Raw genomic sequence first — 13,668 nt, forward strand, 5'->3', positions numbered from 1 at the left:
GAAGCGGGTTTTAGCAACAAGAGTCAGTACCGCTTACACTGACCCGATATTGAGGTAGAGTTACTTGCTCGAGGATTTACTCGGCTTTAGGCCTGGCGTGTTTCCTGGAGTTTTTTTGTTGTCACGTCGACGTTGATCTGGCTTGCCTGTTGATTTGGCTTTTGGTTTTGGTCCTGGTTTCAAACCCATGATTTGATCCTTTTATTTTACGAGGTTATTCCTCGTTGTGTGATCTTTGAGCAGTATTGATGGTTTTCAAGGTGTGTATGAAAAACAATCAAAAAAATATCCTCTAAGTTCTCTGCTGGTAACTCACGTTTTGACGAACCACTTAAGGTGTATGGTGACCGGTTGGAGACACAAGATGGATAGAATTGCCTCGGGTCCGCGACGGCTGAGTGTTGAAGAGATACAAGAGCTTCGTCGTGATATACAAGAATCTTTGGCCTAGGTTAAAGCTGAACTAAAGCCTCGACGATCAGTAAAAAATCAAAAAAGTTCTGCGCATGGTATAGGTGATGGTATCGAGAACAGCTAGCTTTCTAACTAGCTGCTATGTAGATATATTTTCTTCTGTTGATCTTCAAGTGGGAATAATGACTCTAAAATGAGTTAGCATCCGCTTAAGAAAATGGCGAATATGATAAATATTCGCCATTTTGCTTGTTTTAGAAGCAGTTGAATCAAAAAAGTGATTTTTCACTTTACCTTTCAAAAAAGCGCTTTATAATGCGTCGACATTGCAGGGGCGTAGTTCCAATTGGTAGAACAGCGGTCTCCAAAACCGATGGTTGCGGGTTCGAGTCCTGCCGCCCCTGCCACTTCTTATTTTGCACTTCGCATTTTTTCAAAGTAAACTTCCTTAAAAAATTAAACTGCTTAGCCATGAATCCGATTTACGCAGATATTCTTGATATTGTACCGCTAAGGCTAAATTCTACATTTGCACATCTTGATCCCAACGCAGTTGTTGCTACTGATGTGAATGAGCTTCAGCAAATAGCTTTACCGACTGTTTTGTTGCAGGACTTTGAATTGGTAATGGGTAGAAAAATTGAGGTTGTCACGGGTAACACGATTGCACTTCAGGATAACCAATTGAGTTTACCGAGTGCACAACTAAGTACGGCTCAAAAGCGTGCGTTGTGGCAATTAATTTGGAGTCAACAAGATGCAAGTTAAGCAAGGTGGCTTACTACAATTTCCACTTAATGAAATAATGCAAGTAGAACAAGCCTGTCATGCTTTTCCTTGGAGTGAGAAAACCATGCAGTCCTGCCTTCATGGTCGTTACTTTAATACAGCTATTGTTGATGGTAATACGCTAGTGGGTTTCTACGTTGCAGAGCGTGCGGGCCCAGACTTAACCTTGATGGATATTTGTATTCGTCCTAATTACCAAGGTAAGGGCTACGCGAAGCCATTAATGGAAGATTTGTTAGCGCAAGCAGAGACCTTGCAGGCAGAAAATATCTTCCTTGAAGTAAGAGCGTCAAACGCTTCAGCAATCGCGTTATATCATCGCTATGATTTTGTCGAAATGGGCTTGAGAAAAAACTACTACCCGAGCACTCATGGTCGTGAAGATGCAATGCTCATGGCCTTACCATTAGCCTAAGTGACTATTATCCGTGGGCTGGTCTATCGATAGGGTGTAGCGCATAGCCTCAGTGAGCTTAAGCAAATAGTAATGGCGATTACTGTTTTGTGTTTTTTGCAAACTGGTTTCTAGTTCCCCTGCGGCTTCATGAATATTCATAAAGCCAAAGCAACCCGCGCTGCCTTTGATACTATGTGCTAGTGCCCTTAAAGATTCCCATTCCTGTGTATCATAAAGCTTTTGCAGCTCAACTAGCTGTGACGGTAGCTTTTCAACGTAATTTCGGCTTATTTGTAAGAACTTTTCGGTTTGTAACAAGGCATCCCATGAAGAGGACTTGCCATTTTGAAGTTCAAGGTACTCAAGTAGTAATTTACCTAGCAATTCTTTATCTATCGGCTTGCCAAGAGTGGCATCACATCCTGCTTTAATATGGTTGTCTATGTCGTGTTTCATTACGTTGGCGGTAAGTGCGATGATTGGTCCATCATAGGCGGCATGTCTGAGCATTTGCGTTGCTTCTTCACCACCCATGACTGGCATTTGCATATCCATTAAGATCAGTTGATAGTCTTCAACCAGCGCCATTTCAACCGCTTCAGCACCGTTATTAGCAATATCAGGAACTATGCCCCAGTTAGACAGTAGCAGCGTAATAAGCTCTTGGTTATCGGGATTGTCTTCCGCAACAAGCACTTTGGCATCAAGCTCTTTTACTGCTGCAATATGGGTTTTACTGTTATCCGGTTGTCTTGGTCGCTCAAGTGCGTTTAGCCAAGAGTAAGAGCGCTCTTTGAAATTACCCGAGACTTCAACAGAAAATAGACTACCTGCGCCTTGTTGGCTTTGAACATTTACGTCACCGCCAAGCAGTTGTGCTAGATTCTTTGATATACAAAGACCTAGTCCTGTGCCACCGAAGCGCCGAGTTGTTGTTGTATCAGCTTGCTCAAAAGGCTTAAATGCGCGCTCTAGCTCATTTTGCGACATGCCAATTCCGGTGTCTTTGATACTAAAAATAAACTTTTCAGATTCCGGTCTAAACTCCACCTTTAAATGAACGCCACCGTACTCAGTAAATTTCACCGCGTTTGTTGCGATGTTAAGCAAGATTTGTTTTAAGCGAGTAATGTCGGTGTAAAGCTTGTCAGGCAACGGTAGAATAAATTCTGTGGAAAAGTTCAGTAGTTTTTCATTTGTCATCGGCTCAATGATGGATTCAATATCATTGATGAGTGGCATTACCAAGACCTCTGATTCCTCCACATCTAGTTTTTCAGCCTCAATTTTAGAGAGGTCTAAAATATTATTGATAAGTTCTAAAAGGTGTTTAGAGTTTCTTAAAATTGTGTCTAGGTGCTGTTTTGAGGCAGGTGAATTAGGATTCTGTATAAGCTGCTCGGTAAACCCCATAATAGCGGTAAGCGGGGTACGTATCTCATGACTCATGTTAGCTAAAAAGCGACTTTTAAGCTGGTTTGCCTGCTCGGCTTCTACAATAGCAACTCCTAGCTTGCTATTAGTTTCTTCTAATTCTTTGGTTCTGTCTTCAACTTTCTCTTCCAAGTGCTCTTTGTAATCCTCAAGCTCTCGCTGAAAGGTCCGAATTTGGCCGATCATATGGTTGAAATCTCTGAAAAGAATGCCAACTTCGTCACTATTATGCTCTGGTAGCGCCACCATTAGATCACCATCTCCGACCCGGTGGCTCGCTTCGCCCAATAACTCTATTGGATTTAACAACAGGTTACGAACCACGATAAAAATCAAGATCGGTAGTGTAATCACAGATAAGATAACGATCAGTGCTGTGATCAGACTAATAGTTTTACCTGAGCGATAGAGTAGTGATTTGGGAATTGTCGAAATATAAAAGTAACCACCACTTAGTTGCGCGCTGTAGGTCATCCTTTCTACATTATCAATGCTATGAATAACGGTAGAGTCTAATTGCCCAAGATCAGCAATATAGCCTATTTTTTCTATTTCACTGGCGCTTAAATAGTGGCCAATGAGATTTGTATCTGAGCTGAATAATACCTCACCATCAATGCTCACCAAGAGGTTTAGCGTATTATCATACGGAGCTTCAAGTATGCTAGTACTTAAGAGAGAGGGAGAAACTTGTACGACGATATAGCCTTGTTGTCTAGGCTGCTTAAGTTCGTAATCTACACTGTAGATCTGCTGGACAAAATACAGTTGCGTACCTGCACTTGAGGCAACCATAAATTGATGTTGGCGTAAGTTACTTTGCATGATTTGTTTGGCAAAGGGATAAAGGTTCGGTGCTCCCCCTAAGTTACTAGAGTAAAATGCGGAGCTTCTGCCATTGGGAGATAAAAGATTGATACTAATGATATCAGGGTAGGCTTCACTATAACTGGCAAATACATCCATCAGTGCACCTAAACGCTTGGTTTTTTCCATCTTTTCAAGGTTGGCCGAATTAAGAAAATCACTGAGCACGGGAGAGGTTGAAAGCAGTTTTGTCGTGGACTGGTAGATCTCAATATAATTGAACATCTTCTGCTGTTGTTGTTCAACGAAACGACTAACAATGAGCTTGGCTTGTTTTTGCGTTGAGCTAGTTACATTCGTGAGCGTAAATCCGCCAAGAAACAGCAAGGGTAATATCACAAGCGGGGTGATATACCAAAGGAGTCGAATACTTAACTTGCTTGTTTTCATGGATAACTAGCTGCCTTGCTACACGAAATTCAAATTACAAAAAAATTAACATGAGTATTAAATCATAAGCTGGGGGAGGTGAATACTCAAGTTTGCTCAATCGCGGCGAAAATAAGATAAAAGGTGGGGATAACGTAAAAAAGCCTCCAAAAGGAGGCTTTTTTTGAATCAAATTCTAAAGAAGATTAGAAGTTATACTTCATACCTACTGAGAATCTACGACCATTAACATCATAGAACTCGCCTGAGTCGAATGTTGCTGGTGTACGAGGAGGTTCTTTATCAAATAGGTTACTTACACCTAGACGAAGTTGTAAATCCTCTAACACGTATGACTTATACATGAAATCCACAGTTGTATATGATGAAACTTCGTTGAAGTTATTAGCTTCAATAGTCCAATCTTTGTCATCAACCGTACTATGGCGGTAATTAACCGTTAACGCGTAAACTGATTCATCTTGCGAGTACACTGCTGTAAAACGGCCTTTCCAGCGTGGTGAATCGTCAGTTAGTCCAGTAAAGCTACGTAAGTCGTCAGCACGGCCTGTTGAGTTTTGAGTGTCTTTTTGAATGTAAGTCGCGGCTAATTTTAAAGCAACCTCACCACTCATGGCATCAAATCGATATGCCGACTCTAGATCGTAACCTTTCTTTACTATTTGTGCAGAGTTAATTGGGCGTTGATAGAAGTGTTCAATATCGCCATTTTCACCGCGAACTAAGTTTTTACAAAATAAGTTGTCAATTGATTCACTTTCATAACAGTATTTGATTATGTCTGCACGACCAAAGTATTGAATTGCGCCGTCAATTTCGAATGACCAATAATCAACAGTAAAATCTAGACCTTCGATAAATTCAGGTGTATAGATAAGACCTACAGTTAAGTCATTAGACACTTCGTTCTTAAGTTCGGTGTTACCAACGATTGAACCTTCAAGACTGCCGCCCGCAAGCCATTCTGAAGAAGGCATCCAACCTTCTGGTAAGCCGTCAGCTTGGCAGTTTCTAATAATGTTTTGTTTGTACTTGTAATCGTCACTTAGCTTTTTAATGCTGTCAGCACGACAGATGTCAGCACGGCCAGAGCTGTATTGTGTTGATGACGGTGCAAATAGATCACCTAAGCTCGGTGCTCTGACTGATTTTGAACGGTTAACGCGTAGTCTTAACTCTTCAGTTATACCCCAATTAAGTGCTAGCTTCCAAGCATCATCTCCACCAGTCACTGAATAATCCATATAACGATATGCACCTTCAAATGTTAAGTCTAATGCAAGAAATTCGTCCACGAGTAATGGTACAGATAGCTCCATTGAAAGCTCGTCAACTTCAATTTCACCATGCATTGGTAAGCTAGAATTACCGAAGATTAAGCCTTTTTCCATATTTTCAGATGGTGTCTTTTCAGCAACTTCGCGACGGTGCTCGGCGGTAAATGCAGCACTCACATAACCAGCAGGAAGCTCAAATAGAATACCATCGACGGTGGCTGCAAAAACAGCTTGATCATGTCTTGCAAAACGGGTCGCTACAGTCGAAATATAACCCATTTGCTCTGCAGTTGCTGATGTTGCGCCCATAGGATTAAATGGTACACAGCCTGCGATTTGGCCAATGATCTTACCTTTACTATCACGGTCTACACATACAGTTTGACCATCGATAACGGCTGAGTTAACTGCGTTTAGTAAGTTTTGTTCAAGAACTTCACCTGTCCAAGTTGTATCTTGCTCTACGCGGCCAAATTGGAAATAGGCACTGTAACTCCAATCATCATTGATAATCCCTTCGGCACCAATAGATGAACGGAAGACTTCACGCTCTTGTTCGTAGTTACGGTCACCCCAAAGGTTTGAGTTCGCTTGATATAAAGTTACGCTATCAATACCTTTGACTAAATTACCATCTTTATCTTTGTATTCTACGCTATCCATGATATTGCCCATTTCATCGCTCACAAAGGCATTATCACGATAGATCTTATAGGCGAAGAATGTTGGACCGCTTTCAGTTGTCGAGTCTGTTTTTGACCAAGTTGCGTCAAATGTCAGAGCATGCTCATCATTCAGTTCGTAAGTACCATACGCAGAAGCGATTACTCGCTCTAGAGGTGTTCTAAAATAACTTTTTGATCCTTGAGTAAATACACCATCACCTTTGTTGTATTCATCGTGGAAGTAGCGGCCAGCAGCTAAGTTTGAAATAGCTGAATTTGGATCTGGGATCAAACCTAACCCATAGTTAAATGGTTGTAATGAACCATCTTCTTGAAATGCAAAGTGGTTATTTAAATATACATCACGAGTTTTATCTGCACCCGGAGCGATAGCAAAGAAATCACCTTTTTCAGAATATCTAGCGAGGGCCGTTTGACCGTTTAGTACGATATTCCCAGGAATGCCATCTTTGCTTCCTGTGTCAGAAGGGTTGGCTATCGATCGCATTGAATTTCTGTAGAAATCGCGGTCAAGCTTTGCATAGCTTTCGTTTTTCGTATAATTCAACGAGGTAATGAATGAAAGCTTGTCTAGCTCTTGTCCGCCAGTAATTGAGAAAGAGTAATCTTCACCGCCACTTTGTTCAGGCTTCACGGTGGAGATATCAACTTCTACGCCATCAAATGACTTCTTGGTAATGATGTTTACAACACCAGCGACAGCGTCCGCACCATAGACTGCTGCTGCGCCGCCTGTTGCGATTTCTACACGCTCAATAATAGAAGTAGGGATGTTGTTTAAATCTACCGCAGTGTCACCAACAGATCCTGGTACAAAGCGACGGCCATTAACTAATACCAGTGTACGTTCTGAGCCTAAACCACGCAGATCAGTAGTATTTAAACCTGATGCATAGATGTAGCTGGTGGTATTTTCAGGAGATAGGCCAACACTAGCTTGAGGCATTTCAGCTAAAAGGTCATTTACGTTGGTGATGCCTTGGTTTTCAAGCTCTACACCACCAATTACAGTAACTGGTGTAGGTGAAGTTAGGTTCACACGTTTGATTCGTGAACCGGTAACTTGAATACGCTCTACTGATTTAGCTTCTGTTTGTTCGTTTGCAACAGCTACTGAACTGCTTACGGCACCAGCGACTAAAGCAACTTGGATTCCAGCGGTAACTAGATTTAACTTCTTCAACATTTTGACCCTTATTTACTTTGTTTATAACGATGGCCGACCCTTTCCATACTTTGGAAGGCGGCGTATCGCAATATAGGTGCTGCGTTTTTACCATAAACAATTGTTAAATATGGGTTTTGTCTAAATGTGTATGATGTTTAAAAAAGGTGTAATGTGTGATTTTGTTGTTCCTTATTTGGTTTTCTTTATTATAATCAGTTGGTTATGGTGGCTCTTTGTGTCATCTTTTATTTACGGTTAGTAAGTGTTTACAAATGCTGTTATTGTTTTGAGAACAATAAATTTAAATTTGATAGAAATGATATAAGTTTCAGTTTGAAATTTAAGCTTTTTTGTAGCTGGAATTGTAATTTTTATGTGGGTTTTGCTGTGCTAAAAGTGAGCACTTGATGTTTTGAGGGGAATTCGACAGGGAACTTTTTTAGATAGGCCGAAAATCAACCTATCTCTTTATGGAAAATAGCTAATTTTGCATAGCTTTTAAGCGTCTGAGTTTGAGCTGCTCTTGAATAGCCTTTCCTTGGTAGCCGTCTGCAATGATCTCTTGTACATCGATGTTGCGAGTTGCTAAAAAGTTCTGTGTAAGTTTGTCACAAAGAGCACGTAAATTATCACTTACCTTGCTACAAATATAACAAAAGCGCTCTAGTTTCTCAGGTCTGCGCCATGCGTCTATATTTTGTAAGATAATAAGCCATTCATCAGGGGTTTTACTTTCTTTGCTCAATAAATCGAGATTTGCGATAAGCTCTTTGCTGCTTTCTAAGTAAATATTAGGCACTTTAAATCGTTTTGCTTGCGCTAACTGAATCAAGCAAGTACCCGAAAAGTAACAGGCAAGGCTGAATTGTGCTAATCCATCCAACTCATCATTCTTTTCAAGTCTAGAGAGTGCACCTTGAAATTTTCCATATGCTGCTTGATCCCACTCTGGGATGTATGGAGAAACAAATTCACGTGCACCTAACGCTGAGATCGTATTTAGAAAGTGTCCTAATCCGTTATCTTGTATTGTTTTTTCTATTTCTAGCCAAATACGCTCTTTGGTTAAGGTTTTTAATTCATCGTTAGCGACCATGGTTTGCATAAGGTGCCAAGTTTCAGTTGCAATGGTGAAGTTGTATTCTTTATAGCGAGCTGCAAAACGCGCTACTCGCAGCACTCTAAGTGGATCTTCACTAAAAGCGCTGCTGACATGGCGTAATATTCGGTTTTCTAAATCTTTTTGACCGCCATAGGGGTCAATAAGCGAACCATCATCATCTTTAGCAATTGCATTAACGGTAAGATCTCGGCGAAGTAAATCTTCTTCCAAGCTTATTTCTGGGCCAAAATCACAAATAAACCCAGTGTATCCTTGACCACTTTTACGCTCGGTGCGCGCAAGAGCGTGTTCGTCTTTTGTGATGGGGTGTAAGAATACAGGGAAGTCGCTGCCAACTTGCTGATAGCCCAGCTCACTCATTTGCTCTGGTGTGCTGCCAACGACCACATAATCTCTTTCTTTTATTGGGCGCCCTAGCAGTTCATCTCTAACTGCACCGCCGACGAGATAGATTTTCATTTGCTATATTCCATTTTATGCGATTCAAGGTTTTATCTTGAACCGGATTTTGCCATTATAGAGCGCATCATAACAATAAAGAGACAAGTCGTGTATTTACGCTATTTTGGGTTAACTGAAAAACCCTTCTCGATTGCACCAAATCCTGAATTCTTATTCCTTAGCGAACGTCACAAGGAAGCACTTGCACATTTAACCTATGGGTTGGGTGACGCGGGTGGCTTTGTACTACTGACTGGTGAGGTTGGTACGGGGAAAACCACAGTTACACGGAGTATGCTGGCTCAGTTGCCTGAATCAACGAAGGTTGCTTTTATACTTAACCCATCGCTATCGGAGCTTGAACTGCTTGCGACGATTTGTGATGAGCTGGAAATTGACTATGACAGCAACAACGCCACGTTAAAATCGCTTACCGATGTGATTAAGCATAGATTGTTAGAGAACCATCATAGTGGTGGTCATACAATGTTGATCATTGATGAAGCTCAGCATTTAGCACCGGAGGTACTTGAACAGCTTAGGCTGCTGACTAACCTTGAAACAGATCATAAAAAATTGCTACAAATAGTATTAGTGGGTCAACCAGAGCTACAGCATTTGTTGCAGCGCAACGAGCTGCGGCAATTAGCACAAAGGATCACGGCGCGTTATCACTTGCTGCCACTTAGCGAATCGCAAGTGTTTGCTTATATACAGCATCGTCTGCAAAAAGCCGGTTGTCAGCAAGCTTTGTTCCACCATGATGCGGTAGCCTATGTACATCAAGTGACAGCAGGGATCCCAAGATTAATAAATTTGTTGGCCGACAGGTGTTTATTAGGGGCATACTCGGCATCGCAAACTCAGGTAACGAAAGCAATCGCTGTTCAAGCAGCAAAGGAGGCGCTACCCACTAATTTAGTGCCAGTTGCAAGCCAAGAAAAGAGTCGCGTGCCATTATTTTTTTCGGTTTGGCTTGGTATGTTATTTGTTGCGGGCTTTGGTTTGGCAAAATTGGTGTAGAGGGAAACATGTCGTATTTAACAAGAGCTATGAAACAGTCGCAGCAAGGTGCAGATGCCGAACAGGATTATTTGAGTCAACGCCAAGACGCCCAACTCATTTTCTATAAAAAGCTCGTTACCTATGCCGGTGCGGGTCTCTTGTCTTTGTCTTCACTTGGGGTGGGGTATTATATCGGTAAGATAACGACCCCAGCAGAAGTGCAACCAGCAGTAACGACTAAAGTGGAGGCGAAAAAAGAAGAGCAAGCTGAGCTTTCTACAGATCTTGCGGTGGAGAATAATCAGCAGGTGAAAAAGGCTAGTGTTGCTAGTCAAGAAGTGAGTACACCAGCGGCTACTTCAGCGACAAACAACACTGTTAATTCTAATCTAGAGGCACAAACTGCTGAGCCTGAGCAGCACTTCCAGTGGGTGTCTGTGCAAATTGGCGTTGATAACCAAGGCAAGCCTTTATATCAACAACAATTGGTACCGGTAGACTCTGTTAAAGCTGTACCTGTCGTGTCAATCCCTACATCGGATGTCATTCAACCTAATCAGGTTACTCAAGACTTATCCCCAGGAGAAGTCCAAACGGCTGGGGAGTACGCGGGCTATCGTGTATTTGGCGCTAAGCCAAAACCACAAGATGATGAACTTGCCGGGGTATCAGAAGAACTTAAAAAAGCCTTTGCAGAGGCGGTAAAAGAAACAGCACCGCATGAAGAGCCAGAGGTGCTTGCTACTACTAAGGAGTCTGCTTCAGCTACGCCCATCGCGCTGCTTCCTGCCCAATTGCAAAATAGTATTCCAAGCTTGCGCTATCAAGCACATATTTATGCTACCGACTCCCATGAGCGGTGGATAAAAATAAACAATAGACCTTTATATGAGGGTGATAGTCTAGGGGCTTTGACCGTTGTAGAAATTACACCAGAGCAAACACGTTTTGATTTCGACGGTATTGAATTCAGCCTTGAGGCAATGGAGGACTGGCTGCCTTCATATTAAGGCAGCATTGAATGTTTAAAAAACCGAATAAGATCAAGCTTGAATTCTTCGGGCTTGATCGCTGACTCTAGCTCATCGTTTGCTTTTTTCGCGCTTAAATCGATATCTTGAACTTCAATGTAATGCATGTGCTTAGCGTGATAAAACACTTTAACAACGGGTTTTAGTGGCGTTTTGGGATTGCTTTGGGCAATAACACCGACCTTCCCACTAGTGAGTTTTACTAAAGTACCCACAGGGTATACGCCAATGCAAGCAATAAACCGGCTTAGTAGTTGTTCGTCAAAATGGTGAGGGCAGCCTTCACGCATTAACTTAAACGCTTTAATTGGTGTCATGCCCTCTTTATAGACGCGCTCAGCGGTCAATGCGTCATAAACATCAACGATAGCTGCCATTCTCACATGCTGAGGAAGTTCGTCCGCAGTTTTGCCATAAGGATACCCTGTGCCATCTAGGCGCTCGTGGTGATAGCCTGCTATTTCACAAGCAACTCGTCCAAGACCTGCATTGAGCAAAATATCAAAGCTATATTTAGCATGAGACTTCATGATGTGATACTCATCGAGGCTCAGTTTTCCAGGCTTATGTAAAATATCGTCGGGAATTTCTATCTTACCAATGTCGTGGAGTAGCGCGCCTGTGGTCATCTCCTCGGTTAACTCTCTCGAATAGCCTAGGTGCTTACAGAAAATAGCCATTAAGATAGAAACATTAATAGAGTGCTCCAATAGATAGGCGTCTTTTTCTCTGATCCGCGCGATACAGGATAGTGCATCTTGATTGCGAAATACGGAGTCAATAAAGCCGCTTGCTGTTGCTTTAAAAGCCTCTATTTCTATCGCTTTACCCGCTTTAATATCCGCGAACGCTTTGCTTTGAATTGCTTTTGCTTCGTCGTAAAGTGTCACTGCGTGTTGCATTTCTGCATCAACACTACACTTGCTCTGCCATGGATCATGCTCTGGTTTATGCGGCTCTTCTATATTTTCATCATGAGGTGGTTCGTCGTGAGGGTCGTGTTCTGAAAGGCGCTTACTGGGATCGACCGTTACCTCTAAAACACCACTCTTTTGTAGTTTTGTAATGCTTGTTTTCGTTCTCACCCAGCCTTTGGTTTTAATCGCAACTGAGCCTGTCTGCTTTGTCACACCGACAACAAACATACCTGGCTCTAAATCACTGATATTAATGTTAATCTCTGGCATGAAGGTTCCTTAAGTTGTGTCTTTAAGCGTAGCAAAACTTGGTAAAATAGAAAGGATTAAAATATAAATATGATTGATTTTCCCCCAATAAACCCGCATCCTGAAAGAAACAAAAAGGAGTCTATCTTATGCGCTTATCTCCCTTGGTATTAGGCCTCATTGCCACGTTGTCTTGGCATGCGAATGCCAATTTGAAACAACAAGTTGCAGAGTCTATGCCTGAACTTGAGTCTTTGTACCTACATTTACATCAAAACCCTGAGCTCTCTTATAAAGAAGAAAAAACAGCAGGGCGTTTGGCGGATGAAATGCGCAGATTTGGTTATGACGTGACTGAAAATGTGGGTGGCTTTGGTGTTGTTGGCATGCTGAAAAATGGTGATGGTCCAACGGTGATGATCCGAGCCGATACCGATGGTTTGCCAATTATTGAAGAAACAGGGAAGTCGTACGCGTCAAAAGTTAAAGTGAAAGATGATGCGGGGAATTTGGTTGGTGTGATGCACGGTTGTGGTCACGACATCCATATGACCAGTTTAATCGGCACGGCAAAACAGCTAATGGCTAACAAGGAAAAGTGGCAAGGTACATTGATGTTAGTTGCTCAACCCGCTGAAGAAGTGGGTGGCGGCGCAAAAGCGATGTTGAAGGAAGGGTTGTATACTCAGTTTGCTAAACCCGATCATGTGCTTGGTTTGCATGTAAGTGCTGCGGTTCCTGCCGGTAAAGTGGCGATCGCACCGGGTTATGCATTGGCGAATGTTGACTCAGTTGACATCATTGTCAAGGGTAAAGGGGGGCATGGAGCCTATCCACATACTACCATCGACCCTGTGGTACTAGCATCTCGAATTGTACTAGGACTACAGACCATTACATCACGAGAGATCTCTCCGTTAGAGCCGTCGGTGATCACTGTAGGCTCTATTCACGGTGGTTCTAAGCACAATATCATTTCAAACGAAGTGAAGCTTCAACTGACGCTACGCTCTTATAATCCGGATGTGCGTGAGCAACAAATTGCGGCGATAAAACGCCTGACTGCAGGCATAGCAAAAAGTGCAGGATTGGAGGACAGTCTTGTGCCTGAGGTTATCGTTCATGAAAGCGAAAGCATTCCATCTACGTATAATAATCCGGAGTTGGCTAAGTTTGTAACTAGCGCTATTAAGCAGGAAATTGGTGCAGAAAATGTTGAGCAATCTCAGCCGGTGATGGCTGGTGAAGATTTCGGTTTATATGGCCGTACTGACGACAATGTACCAATTACAATTTTTTGGCTAGGTGGTGTTAATCAAGCGGTATTCGATGCGGCACAAAAAAGCGGAGAGCCTTTACCTTCATTGCATTCTAGTCACTTTGCGCCAGATTACCCTATCGCCATCGCAACTGGAGTTAGAGCGATGACTAATAGTGCACTTGCTTTGTTTAATCAAAAATAAGCTTTATCTAGCATTTT

At 42.2% G+C, this 13,668-nt stretch carries 10 protein-coding genes and 1 tRNA gene; 6 read left to right on the forward strand and 5 right to left on the reverse strand.

Annotated elements, in window-relative coordinates; all coding sequences use genetic code 11:
- Positions 1–60 precede the first annotated feature (60 nt).
- Positions 61–189 (reverse strand): hypothetical protein, encoded by a 129-nt coding sequence (locus DS891_RS24710; protein WP_010374643.1) that lies wholly within the window; start codon positions 187–189, stop codon positions 61–63.
- Between the two features lie 555 nt (positions 190–744).
- Between DS891_RS24710 and DS891_RS10500 the strand changes: the two genes are divergently transcribed.
- The 3 genes from DS891_RS10500 to rimI all read left to right on the forward strand — a co-directional run bounded on the left by DS891_RS10500 (position 745) and on the right by rimI (position 1,618).
- Positions 745–821 (forward strand) — tRNA-Trp (locus DS891_RS10500).
- Between the two features lie 64 nt (positions 822–885).
- The gene (locus tag DS891_RS10505) at positions 886–1,182 is read left to right on the forward strand and encodes a hypothetical protein (protein WP_174169757.1); all 297 of its coding nucleotides are present in this window, start codon (positions 886–888) and stop codon (positions 1,180–1,182) included.
- Positions 1,172–1,618 (forward strand): ribosomal protein S18-alanine N-acetyltransferase, encoded by a 447-nt coding sequence (gene rimI / locus DS891_RS10510; protein ID WP_010605967.1) that lies wholly within the window; start codon positions 1,172–1,174, stop codon positions 1,616–1,618. The genes DS891_RS10505 and rimI overlap by 11 nt, the downstream gene beginning before the upstream one ends.
- Here rimI and DS891_RS10515 read toward each other — a convergent pair.
- The 3 genes from DS891_RS10515 to DS891_RS10525 form a co-directional block, all read right to left on the reverse strand.
- Complete coding sequence (locus tag DS891_RS10515; RefSeq protein WP_174169758.1) at positions 1,610–4,291, reverse strand: ATP-binding protein; 2,682 nt, start codon at positions 4,289–4,291, stop codon at positions 1,610–1,612. The two genes, rimI and DS891_RS10515, sit on opposite strands and share 9 nt — an antisense overlap.
- A gap of 185 nt (positions 4,292–4,476) precedes the next feature.
- A complete protein-coding gene (locus DS891_RS10520; RefSeq protein ID WP_174169759.1) occupies positions 4,477–7,440 on the reverse strand; it encodes a TonB-dependent receptor in 2,964 nt (987 codons plus the stop codon).
- A gap of 463 nt (positions 7,441–7,903) precedes the next feature.
- Complete coding sequence (locus tag DS891_RS10525; RefSeq protein ID WP_174169760.1) at positions 7,904–9,004, reverse strand: tRNA nucleotidyltransferase; 1,101 nt, start codon at positions 9,002–9,004, stop codon at positions 7,904–7,906.
- Positions 9,005–9,094: 90 nt separating this feature from the next.
- Between DS891_RS10525 and DS891_RS10530 the strand changes: the two genes are divergently transcribed.
- Both DS891_RS10530 and DS891_RS10535 read left to right on the forward strand, forming a co-directional pair.
- Positions 9,095–10,009 carry an ExeA family protein gene (locus DS891_RS10530; RefSeq protein ID WP_174169761.1) on the forward strand — a complete coding sequence of 305 codons (915 nt, stop codon included), beginning with the start codon at positions 9,095–9,097 and terminating at the stop codon, positions 10,007–10,009.
- Between the two features lie 8 nt (positions 10,010–10,017).
- Positions 10,018–11,001 carry a general secretion pathway protein GspB gene (locus DS891_RS10535; RefSeq protein ID WP_174169762.1) on the forward strand — a complete coding sequence of 328 codons (984 nt, stop codon included), beginning with the start codon at positions 10,018–10,020 and terminating at the stop codon, positions 10,999–11,001.
- Here the strand turns inward: DS891_RS10535 and DS891_RS10540 are convergent.
- Positions 10,998–12,209, reverse strand: coding sequence for an HD-GYP domain-containing protein (locus DS891_RS10540; protein ID WP_010605973.1), 1,212 nt, complete (start codon positions 12,207–12,209; stop codon positions 10,998–11,000). The two genes, DS891_RS10535 and DS891_RS10540, sit on opposite strands and share 4 nt — an antisense overlap.
- A gap of 128 nt (positions 12,210–12,337) precedes the next feature.
- On the opposite strand from DS891_RS10540, the gene DS891_RS10545 reads away from it, so the two are divergent.
- Complete coding sequence (locus tag DS891_RS10545) at positions 12,338–13,651, forward strand: M20 family metallopeptidase (RefSeq protein WP_010605974.1); 1,314 nt, start codon at positions 12,338–12,340, stop codon at positions 13,649–13,651.
- Positions 13,652–13,668 lie beyond the last annotated feature (17 nt).

Origin of the sequence: Pseudoalteromonas sp. JC28 (assembly GCF_013319255.1) — a bacterium.
In the GTDB taxonomy this organism is placed as follows: Bacteria; Pseudomonadota; Gammaproteobacteria; order Enterobacterales; family Alteromonadaceae; genus Pseudoalteromonas.

Coding starts and splice junctions, on each gene's coding strand:
- DS891_RS10540 (WP_010605973.1), bottom strand. CDS start 12,209: ATGCCAGAGATTAACATTAATATCAGTGATTTAGAGCCAGGTATGTTT.
- DS891_RS10545 (WP_010605974.1), top strand. CDS start 12,338: ATGCGCTTATCTCCCTTGGTATTAGGCCTCATTGCCACGTTGTCTTGG.
- DS891_RS10520 (WP_174169759.1), bottom strand. CDS start 7,440: ATGTTGAAGAAGTTAAATCTAGTTACCGCTGGAATCCAAGTTGCTTTA.
- DS891_RS10535 (WP_174169762.1), top strand. CDS start 10,018: ATGTCGTATTTAACAAGAGCTATGAAACAGTCGCAGCAAGGTGCAGAT.
- DS891_RS10505 (WP_174169757.1), top strand. CDS start 886: ATGAATCCGATTTACGCAGATATTCTTGATATTGTACCGCTAAGGCTA.
- DS891_RS10515 (WP_174169758.1), bottom strand. CDS start 4,291: ATGAAAACAAGCAAGTTAAGTATTCGACTCCTTTGGTATATCACCCCG.
- DS891_RS10525 (WP_174169760.1), bottom strand. CDS start 9,004: ATGAAAATCTATCTCGTCGGCGGTGCAGTTAGAGATGAACTGCTAGGG.
- DS891_RS24710 (WP_010374643.1), bottom strand. CDS start 189: ATGGGTTTGAAACCAGGACCAAAACCAAAAGCCAAATCAACAGGCAAG.
- rimI (WP_010605967.1), top strand. CDS start 1,172: ATGCAAGTTAAGCAAGGTGGCTTACTACAATTTCCACTTAATGAAATA.